Annotated in this window: 16 protein-coding genes; 5 read left to right on the top strand and 11 right to left on the bottom strand. The window is 58.4% G+C overall.

What is annotated here, in order from left to right:
* Nucleotides 1-87 precede the first annotated feature (87 nt).
* Complete coding sequence (locus LMH93_RS13245; RefSeq protein WP_185279282.1) at nt 88-1,869, top strand: monovalent cation:proton antiporter-2 (CPA2) family protein; 1,782 nt, start codon at nt 88-90, stop codon at nt 1,867-1,869.
* 49 nt (nt 1,870-1,918) lie between these two features.
* Here the strand turns inward: LMH93_RS13245 and LMH93_RS13250 are convergent, their stop codons facing one another.
* The 4 genes from LMH93_RS13250 to LMH93_RS13265 form a co-directional block, all read right to left on the bottom strand.
* Complete coding sequence (locus LMH93_RS13250; RefSeq protein WP_230065301.1) at nt 1,919-4,135, bottom strand: xanthine dehydrogenase family protein molybdopterin-binding subunit; 2,217 nt, start codon at nt 4,133-4,135, stop codon at nt 1,919-1,921.
* Complete coding sequence (locus LMH93_RS13255) at nt 4,132-5,133, bottom strand: FAD binding domain-containing protein (RefSeq protein WP_108190795.1); 1,002 nt, start codon at nt 5,131-5,133, stop codon at nt 4,132-4,134. The genes LMH93_RS13250 and LMH93_RS13255 overlap by 4 nt, the downstream gene beginning before the upstream one ends.
* Complete coding sequence (locus LMH93_RS13260) at nt 5,130-5,651, bottom strand: (2Fe-2S)-binding protein (protein WP_108190796.1); 522 nt, start codon at nt 5,649-5,651, stop codon at nt 5,130-5,132. The genes LMH93_RS13255 and LMH93_RS13260 overlap by 4 nt, the downstream gene beginning before the upstream one ends.
* A 111-nt stretch (nt 5,652-5,762) precedes the next feature.
* Nucleotides 5,763-6,143 carry a termination factor Rho gene (locus tag LMH93_RS13265; RefSeq protein WP_230065302.1) on the bottom strand — a complete coding sequence of 127 codons (381 nt, stop codon included), beginning with the start codon at nt 6,141-6,143 and terminating at the stop codon, nt 5,763-5,765.
* A gap of 823 nt (nt 6,144-6,966) precedes the next feature.
* On the opposite strand from LMH93_RS13265, the gene LMH93_RS13270 reads away from it, so the two are divergent.
* The 3 genes from LMH93_RS13270 to LMH93_RS13280 all read left to right on the top strand — a co-directional run bounded on the left by LMH93_RS13270 (nt 6,967) and on the right by LMH93_RS13280 (nt 9,308).
* Nucleotides 6,967-7,950, top strand: a complete 984-nt coding sequence (locus LMH93_RS13270) for a TerC family protein (protein ID WP_230065303.1) — start codon at nt 6,967-6,969, stop codon at nt 7,948-7,950.
* A 323-nt stretch (nt 7,951-8,273) separates the two neighbouring features.
* A complete protein-coding gene (gene arfB / locus LMH93_RS13275) occupies nt 8,274-8,687 on the top strand; it encodes an alternative ribosome rescue aminoacyl-tRNA hydrolase ArfB (protein WP_004374860.1) in 414 nt (137 codons plus the stop codon).
* Between the two features lie 258 nt (nt 8,688-8,945).
* Nucleotides 8,946-9,308, top strand: a complete 363-nt coding sequence (locus LMH93_RS13280) for a histone-like nucleoid-structuring protein, MvaT/MvaU family (protein WP_108190802.1) — start codon at nt 8,946-8,948, stop codon at nt 9,306-9,308.
* A gap of 223 nt (nt 9,309-9,531) precedes the next feature.
* On the opposite strand, the gene LMH93_RS13285 is transcribed toward LMH93_RS13280, so the two are convergent.
* The 7 genes from LMH93_RS13285 to LMH93_RS13315 all read right to left on the bottom strand — a co-directional run bounded on the left by LMH93_RS13285 (nt 9,532) and on the right by LMH93_RS13315 (nt 20,841).
* The gene (locus LMH93_RS13285; protein ID WP_230065304.1) at nt 9,532-10,440 is read right to left on the bottom strand and encodes an amino acid ABC transporter substrate-binding protein; all 909 of its coding nucleotides are present in this window, start codon (nt 10,438-10,440) and stop codon (nt 9,532-9,534) included.
* A gap of 48 nt (nt 10,441-10,488) precedes the next feature.
* On the bottom strand, nt 10,489-11,829 hold the full coding sequence (potE, locus tag LMH93_RS13290) for a putrescine-ornithine antiporter (protein WP_004374854.1): 1,341 nt from the start codon (nt 11,827-11,829) through the stop codon (nt 10,489-10,491).
* A gap of 384 nt (nt 11,830-12,213) precedes the next feature.
* Nucleotides 12,214-13,326 carry a hypothetical protein gene (locus tag LMH93_RS13295; protein ID WP_230065305.1) on the bottom strand — a complete coding sequence of 371 codons (1,113 nt, stop codon included), beginning with the start codon at nt 13,324-13,326 and terminating at the stop codon, nt 12,214-12,216.
* An 86-nt stretch (nt 13,327-13,412) separates the two neighbouring features.
* Nucleotides 13,413-14,828 (bottom strand): DUF2252 domain-containing protein, encoded by a 1,416-nt coding sequence (locus LMH93_RS13300; protein WP_218188952.1) that lies wholly within the window; start codon nt 14,826-14,828, stop codon nt 13,413-13,415.
* A 295-nt stretch (nt 14,829-15,123) separates the two neighbouring features.
* Entirely contained in the window at nt 15,124-16,557 is a 1,434-nt protein-coding gene (locus LMH93_RS13305; protein ID WP_230065306.1) for an efflux transporter outer membrane subunit, read from the bottom strand.
* Nucleotide 16,558: 1 nt separating this feature from the next.
* Nucleotides 16,559-19,768 (bottom strand): efflux RND transporter permease subunit, encoded by a 3,210-nt coding sequence (locus LMH93_RS13310; protein WP_230065307.1) that lies wholly within the window; start codon nt 19,766-19,768, stop codon nt 16,559-16,561.
* Nucleotides 19,765-20,841, bottom strand: coding sequence for an efflux RND transporter periplasmic adaptor subunit (locus LMH93_RS13315; RefSeq protein ID WP_326839531.1), 1,077 nt, complete (start codon nt 20,839-20,841; stop codon nt 19,765-19,767). The genes LMH93_RS13310 and LMH93_RS13315 overlap by 4 nt, the downstream gene beginning before the upstream one ends.
* A gap of 652 nt (nt 20,842-21,493) precedes the next feature.
* On the opposite strand from LMH93_RS13315, the gene LMH93_RS13320 reads away from it, so the two are divergent.
* Nucleotides 21,494-23,173 carry a SulP family inorganic anion transporter gene (locus LMH93_RS13320; protein WP_104961624.1) on the top strand — a complete coding sequence of 560 codons (1,680 nt, stop codon included), beginning with the start codon at nt 21,494-21,496 and terminating at the stop codon, nt 23,171-23,173.
* The last annotated feature ends 2 nt before the right edge of the window (nt 23,174-23,175 follow it).

The following is a 23,175-nucleotide window of genomic DNA, read 5'->3' on the forward strand; positions in this document are numbered from 1 at the left end:
ACATCCCAGGCGAACTGAGACGCCCAGCGATAATTCGTCCGGTACTTTCTCCATAACCGGTCCTGACAGGGGCTGAGGGTCGAAGCCATGGCCGCTGAAGGCAACGCAGGACTGTTGTTGGGTGTCATCACGTTGCTCAGCGCTGCCGTGGTGGCCGTGCCACTGCTCAAGCGCATCGGTTTCGGCTCGGTGCTGGGTTACCTGCTGGCGGGGATGATGATCGGGCCCTTCGGGCTGCAACTGGTCAATGACCCTCACACCATCATCGATGTGGGCGAATTGGGCGTGGTTATGTTTCTCTTCGTGATTGGCCTGGAGCTCAATCCCTCGCATCTGTGGGCGCTGCGGGCGCAGATCTTTGGGCTGGGCAGCCTGCAGGTGTTGATCTGTGCCGTTCTGCTCACCGTCGTCGGCAAGGCCTTTGCTTTCCCTTGGCAGGTGTCATTCGTCTGCGCGGCCGGTTTTGTACTCACATCCACTGCCATCGTCATGCAAGTTCTCTCGGAGCGGGGTGACTTGACCGAGCCGAGGGGCCAACGCATCGTGTCCATTCTGCTGTTTGAAGATCTGCTGATAGTGCCCTTGCTGGCGGTGGTGGCATTTCTGGCGCCGACTGCAGCGGTGCCCGAACCCACCTCACCCCTGTGGCAGCGCATGGCTATCGCAGCCGTGTCCCTCAGCGCACTGGTGATCATCGGGTTGTGGTTGCTCAACCCCCTGTTTCGGGTACTGGCCCAAGCCAGGGCGCGCGAGGTGATGACTGCTGCCGCGCTGCTGGTGGTGCTAGGAGCAGCGCTGCTGATGGAAATCGGCGGCCTGTCGATGGCGATGGGAGCGTTCGTTGCCGGTGTGCTGCTGTCGGAGTCCACCTTCCGCCACCAGCTGGAGGTTGACATAGAACCGTTTCGCGGACTGTTGCTGGGGCTGTTTTTCCTCGGCGTCGGCATGGCGCTGGACCTGCAGGTGGTGGCCAGGAACTGGCTGCTCATCAGCTCTGGCGTGCTGGCGCTGATGGTGGTCAAGGCGCTGTGCATCTATGGGGTCGCGCGCCTAGCGAAAAGCCAGCATGGCGATGCGCTGGACCGCGCCGTGCTGATGGCGCAGGGGGGCGAATTTGCGTTTGTGCTGTTTACCGAAGCGCTGAAACTCAAGGTCGTCAGTGCCGAAATCAACGCCAACATGACGGCTATCGTGGTGCTGTCCATGGCCCTCACGCCGGTGAACCTTCTGTTGCTCAAGCGTTTCGCGCGGCCCCGGGCGGTTTCCATGGACGGTGTGGAGCCGGCACAGAATCTCCAAGGCCATGTACTCATCATAGGGTTTGGCCGTGTCGGCCAGATCGCTTGTCAGGCACCGCTCGCTCATGGCGCCAAGCTTTCAATCATCGATATGGACCCCGAGGTGATCCGCGCCGTCGAGCCTTATGGTTTCAAGGTCTATTACGGTGATGGTGCCCGGCATGACCTGTTGCATGCTGCCGGGGCGCGTCACGCCCGCACCATCATTGTGTGCGTGAATGACAAGAAGGCCGCGACACGCATCGTCGAAAGCACGCGGCAGTATTGCCCGCAGGTGAAGGTGCTGGTACGCGCCTTTGACCGCGAGCATGCGCTGGAGCTGGTCAAGCACGACGCCGACTACATCGTGCGGGAAACCTTTGAATCCTCCTTGCTGCTTGGCCGCCAGGCCGTGCTGACCTTGGGAGCCTCGAGCGTTGAAGCTGACGCGGTGACCGACGAGGTGCGCACACGCGATGCCGCACGTTTTGCCCTGGAAACATCCGGCGGTCTATTTGCCGGGCGAGCGTTGGTTCTGGGAAATATCGAGCGCATTGATCCGCCTGCGCCTGAAGCCACCGATGCCCAGTGAGCGGGAATCCGACGGCGATGCAGGCGCAAACCTCATGCACAGATATTACTCATACCTGACTGTTGTCTTTCAGCAGTTTGTCGAGCGTGATCGGAAACTCCCTCACACGCTTGCCCGTGGCATGGTAGACCGCGTTGGCCACCGCGGCTGCCACCCCGACGACGCCGATTTCGCCCACACCCTTGGACCCCAGCTCGTTGACGATATCGTCGTGCTCTTCAACGAAGATCACCTCGATATCCCCGCTGTCTGCATTGACCGGGATGTGGTACTCCGCCAGGTTGTGGTTGACGATGCGGCCCAACCGATGATCGGTCAACGCGGCTTCGTGCAGGGCCATACCCACCCCCCATACCACGCCTCCCAAGATCTGGCTGCGTGCGGTTTTCGGGTTGATTACCCGTCCGGCCGCCACGGCACTGACTACCCGTGCAACCTTGATTGTGCCAAGGTCCTCGTCGACGTGGACTTCCACGAATACCGCCGAATGCGTGGCGGTGGAGAACGGTTGGCGTCTGGCGCCGGGCTCGGCGTCGATCTGCACTTCGAACTCACCTTCGGGGGCGCTGGCGATGATGTCCGCCAAGGCCAAGCGATGGCTGCCCGCGTGCAGGTAGCCATCGGCGAAAATGATCTGCTCCCGGGCCGTGCTGGCCACTTGTGGGTACATCCTGCGCGCATGTTCCAGCACTTTGGTGCGCAGTACCTGGCAGGCCTGGCGCACGGCCGAACCGACCGACGACACCGTAAACGATCCGCCCTGAAGGGGTGCGGTGGGCAGTGAAGAGTCTCCCAGCACGAAGGTGACATCCTGCACCCTGGCGCCAGCCGCGTCGGCTGCGATCTGCGTCATGACGGTATAGGTGCCGGTCCCGATATCGGTGGTGGCACTGCAGACGGTGAGTTGGCCTTGGGCATCGAAGCGTGCTTTGGCGCTGGCCTTCATCTGCATGGCTTCCCAGACGCCGCCGGCCATCCCCCAGCCGATCAGTTGATTGCCATGGCGCATGCTGCGCGGTTGCGGATTACGGTTTTGCCAGCCAAAACGTTCGGCACCTTGCCGGTAGCACGCCAGCAGTTCCTTGCTGGAGTAGGGTTTGCCCTCGTTGGCATTGTTGGCGGTGAAATTGCGCCGGCGCAGTTCAAGCGGGTCTATCTGCGCTGCACAGGCTAGTTCATCCATGGCGCACTCCAGGGCAATCATCCCCGACGCGGCACCAGGCGCACGCATGTCCAGCGGGGTGTACACGTCGAGCGAGGCCAGGCGATAGCTGAGGGCAACGTTGTCGCACTGGTAGAGCATGCCACTCCATTCCACCACGTGCTCGGTGAAGTCCTCGAAGCGGGAGGTTTGGCCAAGTGCATCGTGGGCGATCGCCAGCAACTGCCCGTTCACGTCCGCGCCCAAGCGCAGGCGCTGCTCGGTGCGCGGCCGGTAGCCAAAGGTGAACATTTGCTGGCGGGTCAGCGTGACGCGCACCGAGCGCTGCAGGTGCAATGCCGCCATCACTGCCAGCGGCAACTGGTACTGCGGACGCAAGCCCGAGCCGAAGGCACCGCCGACGAACGCCGCGCGCACGCGGATGTTTGCCTTGGGCAGGCCGAACACCTTGTGCAGGTAGTCCTGGCAGTTCTGCGTGCCTTGGGTCTTGTCGTGGATTTCCAGTGTGCCGTCGGCCTTGTAGAGCACGGTCGATGCATGCGGCTCCATGGGGTTGTGGTACTCGTTGGCAGTCAGGTAGGTGGCATCCACCTGCACCGGGGCCCTGGCAAACTGCGCGGTAAAGTCGCCACGCGGCGCTGGTGTTTCGGCGGGTGCCGCATGCGACTGCTGGCATGCGCCCAGGTCTGTCTGGTGGGGCTCCTCGGCGTACTCGATCCTGATCAGCGAACCTGCATACCGCGCCAGCTCGAGGGTCTGGGCGACCACCAGCGCCAGCGGTTGCCCGTTGTAGAGCACTCGATCATTGAACAAGGGCCGAAACGGCGCCCCATTCGCGGAATCGGCGTCGCTGTAGTCGTCGTCATAACTGGAAATATGCGGACGTTGGTCATGGTCGAGCACGGCGACCACCCCGGGCACGCGCATCGCCTGCGCACTGTCGATGTTGAGTACCCGACCTCGGGCGATGGTACTGGACACGACACTGCCATGGAGCAGGCCCACTTCGGGGTATTCGCCCGCGTAGCGCGCCTGCCCGGTGACCTTCGCCACGCCGTCTACGCGGTCCAGGGACGTGCCGGCTACCGGTGTTGGTTTGATCATGGTCGTGGCCCCCCGTCAGCGGCGCCGCGCACCGCGTCATCCAATGCCCGCACAATTGCACGTTGGGCGAGCGTGACCTTGAAGCCGTTGTGGCTCAGAGGTTTTGCACCTTGCAGCAACGTTTTTGCGGCCCGGGTGAACAGCGCTTCGCAAGGCGCCTGGCCGGCCAGCATGCGTTCTACAACCGGGTCTCGCCACGGCTTGTGGGCAACGCCGCCCAGCGCCAGGCGAGCGTGCCGGATTACCTGGCCATCGAAGCTCAAGGCTGCGGCGACCGACACCAGCGCGAACGCGTAGGAGGCGCGGTCGCGAATTTTCAGATAACGGTAATGTTTTTCGAACACCGGGGGCGGCAGCTCGATGGCGACCACCAGTTCATCGATTGCCAGCTGATTGTCTCGCTCCGGGGTGTCCTCAGGGAGGCGATGGAATGCCGCAAAAGGTATTTGGCGCTCTCCGCGCGGCCCCTGCACATGCACCACGGCTTCGAGCGCAGCCAATGCCACGCACATATCCGAGGGATGGGTCGCGACACAGGCATCACTGGCGCCGAGAATCGCGTGGATACGGTTCGAGCCTGTACGCGCCGGGCATCCGCTGCCGGGTTCACGTTTGTTGCAGGGGGTGCCGGTGTCGTAGAAGTAGTAGCAACGAGTACGTTGCAGCAAGTTGCCACCGGTGCTGGCCATGTTCCTCAATTGCGGTGATGCCCCTGCCAGGATCGCGTCCGACAGCAATGGATAGTGCTGCTCGATCATCGGGTGCCAGGCCAGGTCGGCGTTGCTCACCAATGCGCCGATCAACAAGCCACCGTTCAACGTGGGGTGGATGCCGTTCAGCCCAAGGCCGGAAATGTCGATCAGGCGCTTGGGGCGAACCACGTTTTCTTTCATCAGGTCGAGGAGGTTGGTGCCGCCGGCAATGAAGTGTGAGCTGGCGTCAGCCAGGCTCACGGCTTCGCTGATTGATGCGGGCTTGTGGTAGCTGAAAGGCGTCATGGATTCGGCCCTCGTTGTGGCGGGGGCGTCATCAACGGTAGGGCTTCTTCCACCGCAGCGACGATGTTGCTATATGCACCACACCTGCAAAGGTTGCCGCTCATCTGTTCGCGAATGGCCTCGCGGGTGTAGGCGCGCCCTTCGCGGGCAAGCCCGACTGCGGAGCAGATCTGCCCTGGGGTGCAGTAACCGCACTGGAAAGCATCGTGGGTGATGAAAGCACGCTGCATGGGGTGCAGAACGTCTCCGCTGGCCAGCCCTTCGATGGTCACCAGTTCGGCCCCGTCGCACATGATGGCCAAGGTCAGGCAGGCATTGACGCGCTTGCCATCGCGCAGCACTGTGCAGGCCCCGCACTGGCCATGGTCGCAACCCTTCTTGGTGCCGACCAGGTCCAACTGCTCGCGCAAAAGGTCGAGGAGGGTGGTCCAGGGATTCACCTGCAGTGTCAGGCGCTGACCATTCAGGGTCAGGCCGATGGGGTGTTCTTCAGCCCCATTGGGAGAGATCGCGCTCATGGTAGGTCCTCACGGTCAGGGTTCGCGCAGCCGGCTGCGTCTCTGTTGTGCGACCGGGCCGGTTGAGCAAACGTTCAGCCGGCTTGCCAAGTTGCCGATCACATCTGGCCGTCACCCGTGTTTTTGCAGGGCTTCAATCAGCTGTGCCTTGGTCATGGTCGAACGCCCCTTGATGTCTTTGCTGCGTGCCTCTTTCATAAGGCTTTCCTTGCTTTGTGATTCCAGCGACGCGCGCGACGTCCGCGAATGCCCCTGGCGAGATTCAGCGGCGCGCTTGGCCGAATCCGAGCGTGCGGTCTTCTTCGCGTGCGACGGTGTCCTGCTTCCCGAGCCTGCGTGTTTTTCACCGCCTCCGGATTGCTTGTTGACGGTGGCCCAGGCGCGTGCTTCGGCTACATCCTTGCCCACGCCCTTGTCCTCGTAAGATTGCTCGATGTGCTCGGCCTTGCGTTTCTGCTTGTCCGTGTACTTGTCTTTGTCCCCGCGTGGCATGGTATTTACTCCTGCATGGGTTACATGAACGGTTGAAAACCAGGGTAGAACTGACGCTCCGGGTGATGGACGGGTGATCCGTGGCGATCGGCCCTATCAGCTAACTGCCGGAACCTGCGCGTGATCCACTTCCGGTTGAGCCACTGCCACTACCCCCCGCGTCTGTGCCGCTACTACCAGAGTCATGACTGCCGGTTCCCGAGTCGCTGTCGGTACCGTCACCTCCGGTATTGTCCGTCCCATTGTCGTCAGTGCCGCCATCACCCGTACCCATTCCATCGCCGGGTGCTCCCGAGCCAGTCGCTCCGCCTTGGTCGTTCATTTGTCCACTGTCGTTCGATTGCATGCCAGGGGCGCGCTGATGGTTCAGGTCTGTGGCGGCCGAAGCAAGTGGTGAAGCGCAGCCCAGGCAAAGTGCAAGCAGTAACGTAAAAGGTTTTGCTGGTGTCATGGTGAAATGCCTTTTTGGATTGTTCACCCTATGTTCGGCACTGGCGTGCGTAAGCGGGTGCCCGCTAAGCGACGGAAGGCGCTGCATCAGGTTAACCGTGAAGTGGCGCTTGATCGCGAGCAAACGGCGCTTTGCTCTAATGAAGGCGTTGATAACGTGCGGGGCATCATTGAGCCGGGTGCTATCAGGTGTCCGAAATGAGTTTTCCACTACATGCGTTTTAGCTTGTCATGGACATGATTTGTAAATGTTTTCTACTTGCAGCCTACTCGCGCCCGATAAATTCTTTCTTCGTGACGCCGGGCCCCTCTGACGGTTATACCGCCATGTCGGAGTCATAGTTGTTGAACTACGACTATACAGGAGGGGCTCATGTCTGCCCTTAATGCGTATCTCAATCAAGACGTTCTTGGTACTGACCTCTGGCTTTGGCTTTCCTTTTTCGCTGTTGTGCTAACACTGTTGGCGCTTGACTTAGGTGTGCTCCATCGCGGCAATCGGGAAATTGGAGTCAAAGAGAGCTTGTTGCTGTCTGCGGGCTACATCAGTATGGGCCTTCTGTTCGCGGTCTGGGTGTATTTCCAGAAAGGCAGCGACGCCAGCATGAACTATGTGACAGGTTTCTTGATTGAAAAATCCCTGTCAATGGATAACGTTTTCGTTATTGCGCTGATCTTCAGTTTCCTGGCCATTCCTCGGGAGTTCCAGCACCGAGTATTGTTTTGGGGGATTATGGGGGTCATCGTCTTGAGGGCTATCATGATCGGCCTCGGGGCTGCGCTCATCGCCCAGTTTAGTTGGATACTTTACTGCTTCGGCGCGTTCCTGGTCTTCACCGGGGTAAAGATGCTATTCGCTCGCGTCGATCATGCGCCTGACTTGGAAAACAACCGTTTCGTCAGATACCTGCGCACACACCTACGCATCACCAAAGAATTGCACGGTCAACGCTTTGTGGTCCGCTTGCCTGACATGTCAGGAAAAAGAACTCTATGGGTGACGCCACTATTCCTTGCACTTGTCCTGATTGAATGTGCAGATTTAGTGTTTGCTGTTGACAGCGTGCCTGCAATATTTGCAATCACACAGGACCCATTCATCGTTTATACGTCGAACATCTTTGCTATTCTCGGCTTGCGAGCGCTCTATTTTGCATTGGCTGCGATGATCAGTCGCTTTGTTTACCTTAAGTACGCGCTGGCTCTGGTGCTTGTCTTTATCGGCGCTAAAATCTTCCTTCATGACATTGTGGGTAAAGTACCCGCCGAAATATCGTTGAGCGTTACCATCGGCCTTCTGATTGGCGGCGTGTTGCTTTCGCTTTGGAAAACCCGAGCGTCCGCTAACGCTCATTGAATGATTACGGTCGCTGAACGGCAGGACAGGGACACGCTCCGCAAGCATGGCATCGTGGCCTGCGCGTCCGATTACGAACGCCATGGGGACTCGTCCGAAAGGGTGATGACAGTGGTTGAGGCAATCCAGTAACGACCGCCTCTTGGGCCTTCACACTCGGTCAGTTGTCCCCGCAGGTTCAGTTTGTACGCGCTGGCCTAGCGCTCAGGTGCAGCTTTCTGCGTGGCGGCGCTCACGATGACCCTGAACGGACAGAGCATTATGTGTTGTCCTATGGGACAGCGGCGCAGTCTGTGATAATGGGGAATGAAAAGGGCCCTATCATGTTGACCATCTCCAATAACGTGCATCTGCCGGATGCCGAAATCGAACTCACCTACATCCGCGCGCAAGGCGCGGGCGGGCAAAATGTCAACAAGGTATCCAGCGCCGTGCACCTGCGCTTCGACATCCCGTCTTCATCGTTGCCCGAGTTTTACAAGGCGCGGCTGCTGGCGCTGCGTGACAGTCGTATCACCGGCGACGGCGTATTGATCATCAAGGGCCAGCAGTACCGCACACAGGAGCAGAACCGTGCGGACGCTTTGGCGCGTCTTGCCGAGTTGATCATCAACGCTGGCAAGACCGATAAGAAACGTCGCCCCACCAAGCCGACCCTGGGCTCCAAGACCCGCCGCCTCGAAGGAAAAGCCAGGCGCAGCGCTGTCAAGGCGGGTCGGGGGAGGGTGGAGTTCTAGGCTCTGTCGGTTGCGGTAGTCGTAATGTCGGCTGAGTGGGCCATGCAGCGCTGGCGCGTGTCAGCGTAGATAACTTTCTACTCGCCAAGGTCAGGCTGGAGGGTTTCAAATTCAGGCATCTCTAAATGAGACATTGGCGGTGTGGCGCTTGCGCTGCAACAGGAAAGTGGGGCAGGTGGCCCTGATTTTCATTTCGGTTTGAATTTAAACTGCGTTAGGATGCTCTAAAGGTCACCTAGCCAACTTCGGAGTATCCCCATGTCGCGTCTGGCAGAATTTAGACAACTTGAGCAAAAATTGGCCGCCCAGTTGGCCGAACTGGAGGCCATGAAAGGCAGCCGTGAGCTTCAGAAAGAAATCGAGTTTGAGACCAAATTGCGCGATCTGCTGGGCAAATATGGCTATAGCCTTCGTGACATCATCAACCTCCTGGATCCACAGGCCGGTCGCCGTGCCGCACCTGCTGCCGCAGAGAAAGCACCTCGTCGCGCTCGTCAGGTTAAGCAGTACAAGAACCCGCACAACGGCGAGATCATCGAGACCAAAGGTGGCAACCACAAACTGCTGAAGGAGTGGAAGGCTCAATATGGATCTGATGTGGTCGAGTCTTGGGTTTCCTAAGTTCGATCAAAGACGCAAAAAAAGAAACGACCTCAGAGGCCGTTTCTTTTGCCCGTGGATTGGCAGGCTGTATCCCATGGTTTCCTCGACACTTGCCACGCTCAGGAAATGGCGTTTCTCCTAGTGACCTGCGGCCAAGGTTAGCGTCTGTATGAAAAGCCTTGAGACGGCTTTTCATACAGCGCCTGGAAGGCTGCTTGCAGACGGCCTGTAGTGATTGATGTCACTCGGGCAACGCATACACCCTGAACAATTTCTTCACGATATCGTTGGTCCCTCCCAAGTATTTGTCGTAGTCCTTTTCAATGGAGCCCGAACGATAGGCTTCGCTCAAGGCCGTATCGACCAGCAGGCGGAAGTCGTCGTCATTGCGCTCCACCATCATCGCCACCGGCGAGTACTCGAATATGCGGTCCAGGAGCATCAGGTTTTTGGGAGCCCCTTCCTTGGCTATTTCGTTTTTCAGCAACATGCGCTCGGCAAAGAACGCGTCCGCCTTGCCGTCGGCGACCAGCCTGATGCCCTCATCGTTGTTGGCCACGGTAACCAGTGAAGCGATTACACCAAGCAGGCGCATCCTTTCGCGAATCCAGTCTTCGGTTACACCGCCCTCAATGGTGGCGTATGTGTGGTTGGCCAGACCGCTGTTGATGCTTGCTCGCCAGGTCGGTCCGCTATTGGCGACTTTGCCATTGAGTACATTAAGCAGCGATTCGGGGGCATCCTTGCGCACCACGACAGAGAGACCGGCGGTGTAGATCGGTATGGCGTAACTGATCGTCTTGCGCCGTTCCAGAGTGGGCGGAGTCGGCGTGCAGAGAATATCGACTTTCCCCTGGCTCACCGCACTGACCTGCTCGTAAACCGTAACCGGCTGGTAGCGCACTTGCAGGTCCGGCAGGCCAAGTTCGCGCTTGAGCTTGTCTGCAACTTTAAGGCACTGCTCGATGGCATAGCCGCTGGCTTTGTCGCCTTCCTGCGTGCTGAAGGGGGCCAGGTCTGGCAGGTAGCCCATGGTGAAGCTGTGGCTGCTGCGCACGCGTTCAAGTGTGGAGGCACTGGCCATCAAAGGCAGCGTCAAAAACGCCAGAGCGAGCAAAAAACGGGTGGTTTTGATCAAGGGTACGTTCATGTCCGGTTTCCCCGTATGCAGATGTCTGTGCAGTCCTGGCTGCCGCGCCTAAGGATTGCCGGCCCCGGCCTGTTCGGCTGGCAGCGTGTCGGTGAAACGCTTGGCGAGGAAACCGTAGAGCAGGTAACCGAAGGCCAGTACCAGGGTGCCGCCCATCACCGCATCCTTGCCGCAGGCATACAGGGCATACAAGGAGTACGTCACCGCCACCAGCAGCACTACCAGGTTGCGCGCGTAGATCGTCGTTGAGACACCGGCCTTGTACATGATGACCAGCAGACCGGTCAGCGCGGTTAAATATGGGATGAGGTTAGTCACCGCCGCCAGGTTGACCAGCTTGCTGAACTGGGCGGCGGCATCCGGTGAAATGGTCGACAGGGCCATCAAGGTTTGCAGCACGCCACAGACGATCATGCCGACGACAGGGGCGTTCATGGCGTTGACCTTGCTGAAGAACTTGAGGAACAGGTTCTGGTCGGCGGTCATCTTGGCAGTTTGCGCCAAGGTAAATTGCCACCCCAGCAGCGAGCCGACACACGCCATGACCGCCAGGGCCATGACGATATGGCCTACCAATGGATTGAACATCGTGGCGTAGACCAGCGCGAAGGGCGCCGTGGACTTGGCCAGATCGGCATTGGGAATGATGCCCTGGATGACGGTGGTCGACAGTATATAGACACCGGCAGCCCCCAAGGTGCCGAACAGGCAGGCCAGTGGCACGTTGCGCTTGGGGTTTTCCACGGCATCGGTGGCTTGGGCCGCCGACTCCATGCCCAGGAACGCCCACAGGGTCAGAGGAATGGCTTTGGCGATGGACTCGGAAATCGGCAGATCGTTAGGGTTCCAGGCGGCGACCAGTACATCGGGCTTGAACCAGAACCAGCCGATGATGCAAAGGCCTGCTACCGGAATGATCACGCCCCAGACCGTGAAAGCACCGATCTTGCCGGTGATGCCGGGACCGCCGAAGTTGGCGAAGGTGGTCAGCCAGATTAGCCCGATGGTGCCTATGCACAACGGGATGGCACCACTACCCAGCCAGGGCAAGAAAGCGGTCATGTAGCCCACCGCAGAGATGGCCACGGCTACGTTGGCGATGGCCAGAGACAGGAAGTACAGGTACGAGCAGAGGAAAAAACCCGACTTCGCGTGAGCCTCTTCGGTGTAGGCGGACAACCCGCCAGAGCGTGAGCAGAAGACGCCGCACTGGGCAAAACAATAAGCGATGGCCATCGAGCCGATTGCCGTGAAAAGCCACGACAACAGCGAGACGGCACCCAGTTGAGCCATGTTGGTAGGCAACATGATGATCCCCGAACCCATCATGTTGACTGTCACCAGCGTCGTGAGCCCGACCAGGCTCATTTTTTTGCTTGAATCAGCCATCGCAAACTCCTTGCCGCGTTCAATGTTTTGAACCTTGGTCCGGCAACGTGCAACGCGTGGCCGAATAGGGGGCTAATGTTCAATGCTTGACTACGTAAACTCTGCAGGGTGGGCGCACCTGGCAGTCTCGCTTGATCTTGACAGCAGGTTGGCAGGTTCAAAGCCCGGGAAAGGGCCATCGAACAGTGCTATCGCCAACAGGTAATCGACGATGGATTGCTTACGGCGGGTACTCCGTGGCGGTGCGGCGTTACGTCGTTATCAGCGTGAACTCGATTAACCGTTAACAATTGATAAAGATCAATGATCCTTGCCTATTTCACTTCGTCCAACCGGCAGCGCCTTTGATATGACCTTGGCGGGTTATGGATAATGACTGTCACATCAGTTAGCGGGTACGGTGATCACAGGGGCTTGCGGCGCCACGCCTGTTTCGGCAAGAGAGAACAGTACCAGTATGAACAAGAACTCCGATTTGGATTTCATGTCGTGGTCGTCGATCCAAAACCAATAGTCGCGATAGTGCACAGCAGCATAGGCATCAGCGGGTCGCTCTTCGCTCGAATGGATGCGAACCAGAGGATCGTCCCACGGACTGGGATGATCGGGCACGGGAGGCATGGGGTTTGCTCGCCCATCTTGCAAATGCGCGGCAGGGGCCTCGATCGTCGCGGCGAGTTCCAGAAAGATTTCTGACATGGAGCGTGTCAGGAGCGCAATCTCGGTATCGCTCCTGGATACCATACCGAAAGTCAGTGTCAGTTCATCCTTGTCGGGCTGCAAGTGAAGAATCTTTCGTACGGTAAGGCGATCCTTCTCCACATCATCGGGGATGTCACGTTCGATCATGAGCACTTCGCTTCTTTCGTTGGCGCGGGTACTGACTCTTACACCTAGCGATTCCGAACGCTGTATCCGCCTTAACGCATCCAATAGCTCATAGAAACGTGGATCTGCGGCACGCAAGCGTGTAGGCGATACCGATCGATTGTACACACCATTCGCTGCTCGGACGGTCAATTGCAGCACGCGGTCGACCGGGTAGCCTGCCTGAATAAGCGAAAAAACGGCCTCAGGAGATAAGGGTTGCAACAAGTAGCGTGAGAACCGTTCCCCGGAAAGCGGTGTATAGCTGATTGTTGGACGATCTGTGTAAACGCCGGATGCGCCTATGGCCTGACTGCTACCGTCGTTGGGCCATCCCGAAAACCAGCCTGCTGCGAGGTTGACCTGACTTTGTATGGCGCTGGAGCTGATCACCGAAGAGACTTCCAGATACACCGGTGCATCGGCGTAGCGCAACTTGACGATATTGAGCAGTGTCTGTTCTTTCCAGGTCGTGGCAATCACTGTGCCGTAGTCTGTGCGATCGCGCTGTATCGAGGTCGGCCCCAGCGTACCGCAGCCTCCGACGTAGCACGCCGTGGCGATCAGTAACAACAGGCGGATACGGTACGGTAGGTGCGTGATCTTCGGCACTGAGGTCTGGTGATCCATAGTGTTGCCTCATGACGCATTTTTGGTGGGCCTCAGGTAATGGCATTCAGCGCGTTCGGTTAAGGCAACAGCACGGGGCGGCGGTGTCAGTCTTCTTCTCTCAATGCTTTGATCCGTCCGGATTTTTCTGCGGCTACCAACGCGGCATAGTCTTTTGCATTTTGCTTTGCATAGGTCATGACAAATTTGCCGATGGCCTGATCGAAGGAGTCCGACTTACCCAAATAGCCGCTAATCAGTGCCGCATCCCCGGATTTTGCATGGGCACGCGCGAGGGTACGACCGCATAGCTCGGCGTACAGCTTCATTTGTGTGGTCGTTGCGCCTTCGATCGGCGCAGACATTTTCATGTCTCGCAACTGCCGCACAAAGAAATGGCGGCCTTTTTGGCCTTGCGTCCAGCCCAGAAAAATGTCGCTGGAAGACTGCATCAGCCGCTGCCCTGTGACAATGCGTTGCCCCTGGTTCTCGTACTCGCTTTTTCCCGCGTAAGGCGCCAACACGGAAGGACACGCTTCCTTGAATTGCAGAAGCAGGGGGTGGTTCTCCGCGGAAAAGAACAGGCCGACAAAACAATAGGTGCCGACGCTCCCTATTCCGACGGCTTTGACGGCAAAGTCTTCGAGACGGTACCGATCAAACAGTATGCGGCGTTCATGGGGTAGCGATAATCGATAGTCTTGCAGTGCCGCATGCACCCGTTTTTCAAAGTCCTTTTCATAGATATGAAACAGAACAGGGGGTTGATCGATCAGGCGTCGACGGCCCGCCACTTCACTGCTGATCATGGGATAAAGGTAATCGCCGACTCGAACCTTGGCTTTTTCTATCAATTGCTCACGGTTTTTTTTGATTTTGGCATTGGGGGCCATATCGATGATCGTTTGTGCATCCAGGTGGTCATACCAGACCTCCAGCGGGCTCAATTTCGAAAGCTCGCGTAGACGTTCCCGGTAAGCTTTAACGGATTTGACGGCGATCGCGTGGGCATCTTTTTCGCTGAGCCTGTTATCTGCAGCTGCGACGGCGAAGCTGATCGCCAGGCGTTTGACATCCCACTCCCAGGGGGCGGGAAGGGTTTCGTCGAAATCATTGATGTCAAAAATCAGATTGCGCTCGGGTGTCGCGAACAGTCCGAAGTTCAACAGGTGACAATCACCGCACGCCTGTACCCGAATGCCGGTGTTGGGGAGGCTGGCCAAGTCATGAACCATCAATCCCGCAGAACCGCGCAAGAAGGTGAAGGGGCTGCGCAACATGCGTCCATAGCGCACGGGCACTAGACTGGGGAGTCTATATCGATTGGACGCTTCAAGGAGATCGATAGGGTTACGATGCTTGCGCGGTGGTTTCCACACTGCGTGAGATGAGTGTGGCAGGCTCTCGCGTATCCGCTCTCCTGCGTTCAGGCGTTCTTTTCGCGAGCGAAAAGTCGGCTCGTAAATTCCGAACTTTGGTTCTCGAGCCGCACCCTGGACGGATTTCTTCTTACTGGGAGACATTTCCACTCCTTTACTCAACGAAGTCGAAGTTGTTCAGGAGCAAGATCGCGTTATGGTTCGGTCCCATCACAAAAGCGTAGCAGCCTGCCCCTGAGCTGCGTGGATGCTCCGCTTGGAAAACCGCACATTTCATAGCCTTGGCGGGAGCGTTTTGTGGTTTGCCTGTGAGCCGGATCCGTCATCCCGCGACACTGTCCTTCCAGCGCAAGTGTTTAACCTCGAGAGGGCCAAGGTACAGCTACCGCTGGCGTTGGCACGGCTAAACCGGTCTGCCGGCACGGTGTCTCCATCATGCTCATGGTCGCTTTTGATTGGCAGTTGCTGTCAGTTTGTCCGCCTCGGTCACCCAGCCACCACCAGTCGCCTTGTACAGATCAATCATGTTGGTGAACACCGAACCGCGGGTGCGGGTGTAATCCAATTCGGCGTCGAACAGGCTGCGCTCGGCGTCCAGCACCTCGATGTAGCTGGTATAGCCGTTGTCGTAGCGCAACCGTGCGTAATGGGCATAAGTGCTCAGTGCCTCGACTTGCCTGGCTTGGTAGGCCATCCGTTCTCTGGATTTGCTCGATGCGACCAAGGCATTTTCCACGTCCCTGAACGCCGATTGAATCGACTGTTGGTAAATTTGCAGCGCCTGTTTCTGGATGGCTTCAGCTTGCTGCACCTGCCCGGCAATACCGCCGGCTGTGAAGATTGGCATGCTTACCGCCACACCATAGGACCAGGTGGAAGCGGGTCCAGTGAACAGGTTCGACAGTTGGTTACTGGCGGAACCTAACAGGCCGGTCAGGGAAATAGTCGGGAAGTATTGAGCCTTGGCAGCGCCGATCTGTGCATTGGCCGATATCAGATTCAGTTCTGCCTGACGCAAGTCCGGTCGCCGTTCAAGCAAGTCTGATGGTAAGCCGGCCGGCACCGTTGGCAGATTCAGTTGGGCCAGGTCACGGCCGCGGATGATTGGCCCAGGGTTACGCCCAAGCAGCACGGCCAAGGCGTTTTCCTGTTGCGCGACCAGGGGTTGGAGTTGCGCAACTGACGCCTGGGTGCGCTCGAGTTCGGATTGATTCTGTGCCAGTTCCATTTCGGAAATGGTGCCGGCACCGTAGCGCAGTTTGAATATTTCGTAGGACTCACTGCGAGCCTTGGCGGTCGTGCGGGCGATTTCCAGTTCCCGGTCGAGGTCACGCAGGGTCACGTAGCTCGACGCAACCGAAGCGACCAGACTCAAGATCACGCTTCGACGGCCTTCTTCCGAGGCCAGCAAATCGGCTCGGGCGGATTCATCCAGGCGGCGCAACCGGCCCCAGATATCCAGCTCCCAGTTCACGCTGAGAATGGCCTGGTAGTTATTGAACACCGGGTCCACCGATGGGTCCAGCGAGACCGGACCGTTGTCCCGCGGCGAACGGGAGCGCTGCCCTTGGGCGCCCAGACCGACTTGTGGAAACAAGAGGGAACGGGTCTGGCCGTAACGGCCCTGGAATTCTTCGACCCGCGCGGCGGCAATCTTGATGTCCTTGTTTTCGAGCAGCGCCGTGCGGATCAGTTCATTCAGGACCGGGTCGTGGAACTGCTCCCACCACAGCGTATTCGACAGGTCTTTTGCTTCCTTGTCCGCATAACGGTAGGCAGCGGGGGTGTCGATTTTCGGGGGCTGGTAGTCTGGCCCCACCATGCAACCCGCCAGGCTCAGGCACAACATCAGCGGGATAGGAGGCTTACGCATCTCAATCCCCCTCATGTCGGTTTTGTGCCGCGCCGTCGGGAATCGTCGGAGCCTGCGTCGAAGCAGTTGGCTTGGCGGCTGTTTGGGCGTTGTCCTTTTCCCCGAACATTCGCTCCACCAGGTAATAGAACAGAGGGATGAAGAAGATCGCGATCACCGTCGCCGCCAGCATGCCACCAATTACCCCGGTACCAATGGAGTGACGGCTATTCTCCGAGGCGCCGACGGCAATGGCCAGAGGCACGCAGCCGAGGATGAACGCCAGGGACGTCATTACGATAGGGCGCAGACGTTCTTTTGCTGCGGTCATCGCGGCATCGTAGGTCGACATGCCGGTTTCCCGGTTCAATACCGCAAATTCGAAAATCAGAATGGCGTTTTTGGCGGCCAGCGCCACCAGCATGGTCAAGCCGATCTGGAAATAGACGTCGTTGCTCAAGCCCCGAAGCAGGACGGCGAGCAGGGCGCCGAACAAGGCAAAGGGTACGGCCAGTAGCACACCCACGGGCAGTGACCACTTTTCGTACTGAGCCGCGAGGATCAGGAACACCATGGCCAGACCGAAGATGAATACCTGGGAGGAGGCACCTCCGCTCTTTTTTTCCTCGAATGCCTCGCCACTCAATGCCAGCGCATAGTCATTGGTCATGATCTCCGCGCCGATTTCCTCCAGAGCCTTGAGTGCCTGGCCTGAACTGTAGCCTGGCGCCGGGTTCGCTGTGAGTTTGACCGCCGGGAAGTTGTTAAAACGTGTTAGCAGGTCGGGACCGGTGACGTAGCGGGTGGTCAGCAAGGCCTTGAGCGGCACCATGTCGAGGTTTTTGCTGCGCACGAAGATCTGCTGCAGGTCCTCGGCCTTCAAGCGATAGGCCGGTTCGGCCTGCAGAATCACCTGCCACAGGCGACTGAACTTGTTGAATTGCGAGACGTAGAGCGAGCCGAACATGGTCTGCATGGCGCTGTAGACATCTTCGACCGGTACGCCCAGGGATTCCGCTTTCTCGCGATCGACGTCGACCATCAATTGACGGGAAAACACGTTGAAGGTGGAGGTGATGACGCCCAGCTCCGGACGTGTCTTGGCTTTCGCCACCAGATTGGCGACCAGTTCCGCCAGTTGGTCGACATTGCCGTCGCCCTTGCTTTGAACCCAGACTTCCATGCCTCCGGTGGTACCCAGGCCGGGAATGGACGGTGGGTTGACCGGCAAGATGATCCCTCCCTGAACGGTAGAAAACGCCCGCGTGGCCTTCTGGATCACAGCGGGTGCGCTTTGTGCCTTGATGGTTTCGGCGTCCTTGTAACGCCCCTCGAAATCCTTGAAACCGACAAAAAACGCACCGGCATTGTTCTTGTTCTGGCCGTCGAGCAGGCTGTAGCCGTTGACAATCGCGACACCTTCGACGGCCTCATCCTTCATGAAGAAGTCACTGGCCAGTTTGCCGACCTCGGCGGTGCGATCCAGGCTGGCAGCGTCGGGCATGATCACCGCGCCAAGCAAGTAGCCCTGGTCTTCCGGTGGCAGGAACGCGCTGGGGATGCGCTCGGCCATCAACAGGATCAGCACGATCATGCCGGCAAAGAGTAGCAATGCCAGCACAAAGCGCTTGATCATGAACGCCACCGAGCGTGAATAGCCCTCGGTCAAGCGCTCGAAACTGCGTTCGAACCAGCGGAAAAAGGCGTTCTTGTCACCGTGCTGCGGTTTGAGTAGCAGGGAGGCCAGGGCGGGGGACAAGGTCAGGGCGACCAGGCCGGAAATTACTACAGATATGGCGATGGTGATCGCGAACTGTTTGTAGAGTTGACCGGTGATGCCGCCCATGAAGGCCACCGGAATGAACACCGCGCACAGTACCAGGACGATGGCCACCACCGGGCCTGCCACTTCATCCATCGCCCGTTTTGCCGCGTCCTTGGGCGTCATCTTGTGCACCTGCATGTTGCGTTCGACGTTTTCGATCACCACGATCGCGTCATCCACCACAATACCGATGGCCAACACCATGCCAAACAGCGTCAGCATGTTCACCGAAAACCCGAGTGCGGACATGCCGATGAACGTGCCGACGATCGACACCGGCACCGCGAGCACCGGAATGAGCGTGGCCCGCAGGCTCTGCAGGAAGATGTAGACCACGATAACCACCAGTACCAGGGCTTCGAAGAAGGTGTGGATTACCTCGGAAATCGAAGCTCGGGTAAAGGCCGTGGTGTCCATCACGATCTTGTACTCGATGCCCTCGGGAAACGTGGCCTTCATGTCCGAGAGGGTCTTGGTCACTGCTGCGGAAACATCCAGGGCATTGGCGCCGGGTTGCTGGTACACGGAAATCAGCGTCGCCGGCCGGCCCTGATAGGTGCTGCGCAATGAATAGTCTTTTTGCCCCAGCTCGGCGCGTCCAACGTCTTTGAGTCGAACAACCGCCGCGCCGTTGTTGCTGGCACGCAAGATGATGTTCTCGAATTCCGAAGGCTCGGTCAGGCGTCCCTTGGTGGTCACGGCAAACGACTGCTCCACCGGTTGCCCCGTAGGCGACTGGCCGACCCTGCCTACGGCGAACTGCTGGTTCTGATTGGCGACGGCTTTCTGTACATCGGCGGCGGTGATGCCCAGCTGGGCCATACGGTCAGGCTTTAGCCAGATCCGCATGGCGTAGTCTGGCGTGCCGAAGATACTGGCCTGGTTCGCCCCTGGAATCCGCTTGATCGCATCGAGGATGTAAAGGTTGGCGTAGTTGGCGACATAGGTGCTGTCGTAGCGGTCGCCGGCGGAATACACCGCAAGCACCATCATGAAGGCCGAGGATTTTTTCTGTACCTGGATGCCCTGGCTCTGCACGGCGGAGGGCAGTTGCGGCAGGGCCAGGTTGACTCGGTTCTGCACGTCGACTTGCGCCAACGAAGGGTCAGTGCCTATTTCGAAAAAAACATTGAGGGTCATGTTGCCCGTCGCGGAGCTCGACGAGTTCATGTAGATCATGTTGTCGGCGCCATTGACCTGCTGTTCGATGGGCGCGGCCACGTTATTGGCCACGACTTGCGCATCGGCACCGGGGTACGTCGCGGCCACCGTAATCTGCGGCGGCGTTATATCCGGGTACTGCGCAACAGGGAGCTTGAGCATGGCCACTGCACCGGCCAGGGTGATGATGATGGAGATCACCGAAGCGAAGATCGGCCGGTCAATGCAATAGTGGGAAATGCTCATTGGCTTTTCCCCTCATCGGCTTTTGCGGTTTGCCCATCGGCTGAGCCTGTTGACGAGGCACCAGGTATACCGACGATCTTCAATGGCCCGTCTGGCGTGACCCTGATCGCGCCATCGACCACGATGCGCTCGCCGACCCGTAGCCCCTTGTTGATGAACCAGTTGTCACCTTGCCAGTCACCCACTTCAACCACGCGTTGCTCAGGTTTTCCCTCGGCATTGAGGACCCACACGAAGTGACTCTTGGAACCTTCCAGCACGGCTTTTTGCGGCACAAGAATGGCATTGGGTCGCGTAGCGCCTTTGGCCAGGGCTCTCACAAACTGACCCGGACGCAGCAAGCCATCGGGGTTGGCGAGCACTGCCCGAACCAGGAAGGTGCCAGTATCCTGGCTGTAGGAAGGTGCCAGAAAATTCACCTTGCCAGTGTTGGGTGCCACGGTGCCGTCAGCCAATACCACTTCAACGATAAAATCACTACGCGGTGGAAAAATGAGATGGCCGGCGGCTATCTCGTCGCGGTATTTCAGCGTCTCGTTTTCCGAGAGGCTGAAGTTCACGTACATCGGGTCCATCTGTGACACCGAAGTCAATAACCCCGACTCACCTGGCGTCACATAACTGCCATCCTGTTTTTTGGCATAGCTCGAAAGTCCGGCAAGGGGTGAGCTGATGGTGGTGTAGCTGAGGTTCAACTGCGCGGTACGCACAGTACCCTCTGCGGCCAATACGGCGGCATGGGTCTCACGTTCGTTGCCCACCGCATTGTCAAGGTCCATCTTGCTGACCGCATTCTGCGCCGCCAGCGGCCGTACCCGCGCCAACGTGGACTTGGCTACCTCCCAGCGAGCTTGTTGCTGGGCCAGTTGGCCTTGGGCCGACAACAGCGCGGCCTCAAACGGTTTGCGGTCCATCTGGAACAGCGTTTGTCCGGCTTTGACCAAATCGCCTTCGGTGTACAGCCGCTTATCAAGGAAACCGGCCACGCGCGCACGGATTTCCACCTCGCGGGAACTTTGGGTCTGGGCAACGAATTCGAAAGTCACTTGCGTGTCGCGGGCGGTGACCGTCATCACAGTGACTTCAGGCGGGTTATGCGCAGGGGAGACGGGTTCTTTGCCGCAGCCGGCAACCAGACTTAAGGCGCCTAGGACAATGGCGATGGGCAAACCGACAGGCTGTCTGACAACATTAATGTTCCAGCGCATACCCTTCTCCGTGAAGCTCACTTGAACAGATGCATAGCCCGTCTCTTGTCACAACGCTAGCACCCGCAGAGGGTGGCACTTCTGACAAAAATCAAGTTGCAGCACGAGGTAACCGTGAGCGCCCTGGATGAGTACAGACCAGAATGACGCATGCGATGGCTATGCGTTTATTGGGAATATTTGATATTTCTCAAGTCTCTAGCACTTATCCGGCAGAAACTTCGATGCATCTGCGGTCAATAAATACTCCGCCTTGGTGGGCAACCCGTAATATTACGAAAATTCTTCGGCGGCGTTACAAGGCTGTCGTTAATAGTCAACAGAATCAAAGCGCCCTTCGGCGTGAAGGTTTTTATTCGTAATCGGCATATCCGAAGAGAGAAAACGTGAAGGTTGGCCGCGAGATTGAGCTGATCAAGGGTGACTTTAAAATGAGCTTGCGGGTCAGCTCCGTGTCAGCGCGAATGCCGAGAGTCTTTGCGCGTAACAGGCAATAGAACCCATCAGGAGCGGCCGTGTGAAACTGCATCTGAAAGCCTCAAGCACAGCCCACTCTGACACGGCGTCACTTCGCCTCAATGTCGTTTCAGGGCTCACGGCCTCTGCAGTCGTACTACCCAAGGCAATGGCCTACGCGACTGTCGCCGGCTTGCCTGTTGCCGTCGGTTTGTATACGGCCTTCGTCCCAATGTTGATTTACGCATTCCTGGGCACGTCGCGAGTGCTTAGCGTCAGCTCCTCCGCCACGCTGGCGATTCTGGCCGGTGCGCAGATCGGTCTGGCAGTACCCGATGGTGACCCCGGGAAGCTGATCACGGCCACGGCAACACTGACCGCAATGGTGGGCACCATGCTGCTGTTGGCGCGGCTGATACGCCTGGGTTTTCTCGCGAACTTCATTTCCTCCCCGGTGTTGAGCGGCTTCAAAGCAGGTGTCGGCCTTGTGATCGTGTTGGATCAGGTACCAAAACTTCTCGGCATCCACATCGCCAAACAGGGCTTTTTTCTCGATCTCCTCAACATTGTGCATCACGTACCCGGGAGCTCTCTGATCACGATCGCGGTCGCTGCAGCGGCGTTCCTGATCCTCATCGCAATGGAACGCGTGTGGCCACATTCGCCAGCACCACTTGTTGTGGTGGCAGGGAGTATCGCCGCCTCGTGGTACTTCGGCCTGCAGGCGCTCGGCGTTTCGACTGTCGGCTTGATTCCAGCAGGGTTACCCCCAATCACACTGCCCGAACTCACATTGGTTGAACAAATGATACCGGGTGCGCTCGGGATCGCGCTGATGAGCTTTACCGAAACGATTGCAGCAGGTCGTGCCTTTGTCCGGCCAGGCGATCCCCCGATCAATGCAAACCGCGAGTTGGTTGCTACCGGCCTGGGTAACCTCGGGGGCGCACTGCTGGGGGCGATGCCCGCCGGTGGAGGTACTTCGCAGACGGCGGTTGTCCGTGCCACCGGAGGCCACTCTCAAGCGGTCTCGATTGTCACTGCCGGCATGGCTTTCGCCACGATGCTGCTGCTTTCGGGGCTTCTCGGGTATCTGCCTCACGCTACATTGGCGGCCATCGTCATCTACTACTCGGTCGGGCTGATTCAACCCCGGGAATTCCTGGCTATTCGCAAGGTGCGCCCGATGGAGTTCCACTGGGCGCTCGTAGCGACGTTTGGTGTGCTGTTGTTTGGCACGCTGCAGGGCATCACGGTGGCAATCGTCGTATCGTTGGTCAGTCTGGCCTATCAGACGGCTCGTCCGCATGTGTACGTCCTGGGTCGCAAGCGCGGTACCGACGTGCTTCGGCCTTTATCGGAGGACCACCCAGATGATGAGACTTTCCCGGGGCTGTTGATCGTGCGGCCGGAGGGACGTCTGTTCTTCCTTAACGCGGACTATGTCAAGGAGCAGGTCATCGCGCTGGAAGCGCAGTACCATCCACATGTGGTGGTCTGGGACATGAGTGCCGTTCCCGACATCGAATACTCGGCACTGCAAGCTCTGATTGAAGGCGAAAAACACTTGGGCGAACTCGGTGCCAGTCTCTGGCTGGCGGGGTTGAACCCTGGTGTACTTGAAATGGTACGGCGTGCTGGGTTCGACGAAAAACTCGGGAGCGAGCGTATGCTGTTCAACGCTCATGCTGCGATCCTGCACTATCAGGATCAGGACGCCACGCCGTTGACGGCGTCGTAGTC

The organism is Pseudomonas sp. CIP-10 (assembly GCF_020911845.1).
In the GTDB taxonomy this organism is placed as follows: Bacteria; Pseudomonadota; Gammaproteobacteria; order Pseudomonadales; family Pseudomonadaceae; genus Aquipseudomonas; species Aquipseudomonas alloputida.

Excerpts from the sequence above, each read along its gene's own strand:
- LMH93_RS13245 (WP_185279282.1), top strand. The coding sequence starts at position 88 with ATGGCCGCTGAAGGCAACGCAGGACTGTTGTTGGGTGTCATCACGTTG.
- LMH93_RS13250 (WP_230065301.1), bottom strand. The coding sequence starts at position 4,135 with ATGATCAAACCAACACCGGTAGCCGGCACGTCCCTGGACCGCGTAGAC.
- LMH93_RS13255 (WP_108190795.1), bottom strand. The coding sequence starts at position 5,133 with ATGACGCCTTTCAGCTACCACAAGCCCGCATCAATCAGCGAAGCCGTG.
- LMH93_RS13260 (WP_108190796.1), bottom strand. The coding sequence starts at position 5,651 with ATGAGCGCGATCTCTCCCAATGGGGCTGAAGAACACCCCATCGGCCTG.
- LMH93_RS13265 (WP_230065302.1), bottom strand. The coding sequence starts at position 6,143 with ATGCCACGCGGGGACAAAGACAAGTACACGGACAAGCAGAAACGCAAG.
- LMH93_RS13270 (WP_230065303.1), top strand. The coding sequence starts at position 6,967 with ATGTCTGCCCTTAATGCGTATCTCAATCAAGACGTTCTTGGTACTGAC.
- arfB (WP_004374860.1), top strand. The coding sequence starts at position 8,274 with ATGTTGACCATCTCCAATAACGTGCATCTGCCGGATGCCGAAATCGAA.
- LMH93_RS13280 (WP_108190802.1), top strand. The coding sequence starts at position 8,946 with ATGTCGCGTCTGGCAGAATTTAGACAACTTGAGCAAAAATTGGCCGCC.
- LMH93_RS13285 (WP_230065304.1), bottom strand. The coding sequence starts at position 10,440 with ATGAACGTACCCTTGATCAAAACCACCCGTTTTTTGCTCGCTCTGGCG.
- potE (WP_004374854.1), bottom strand. The coding sequence starts at position 11,829 with ATGGCTGATTCAAGCAAAAAAATGAGCCTGGTCGGGCTCACGACGCTG.
- LMH93_RS13295 (WP_230065305.1), bottom strand. The coding sequence starts at position 13,326 with ATGGATCACCAGACCTCAGTGCCGAAGATCACGCACCTACCGTACCGT.
- LMH93_RS13300 (WP_218188952.1), bottom strand. The coding sequence starts at position 14,828 with ATGTCTCCCAGTAAGAAGAAATCCGTCCAGGGTGCGGCTCGAGAACCA.
- LMH93_RS13305 (WP_230065306.1), bottom strand. The coding sequence starts at position 16,557 with ATGCGTAAGCCTCCTATCCCGCTGATGTTGTGCCTGAGCCTGGCGGGT.
- LMH93_RS13310 (WP_230065307.1), bottom strand. The coding sequence starts at position 19,768 with ATGAGCATTTCCCACTATTGCATTGACCGGCCGATCTTCGCTTCGGTG.
- LMH93_RS13315 (WP_326839531.1), bottom strand. The coding sequence starts at position 20,841 with ATGACGGTCACCGCCCGCGACACGCAAGTGACTTTCGAATTCGTTGCC.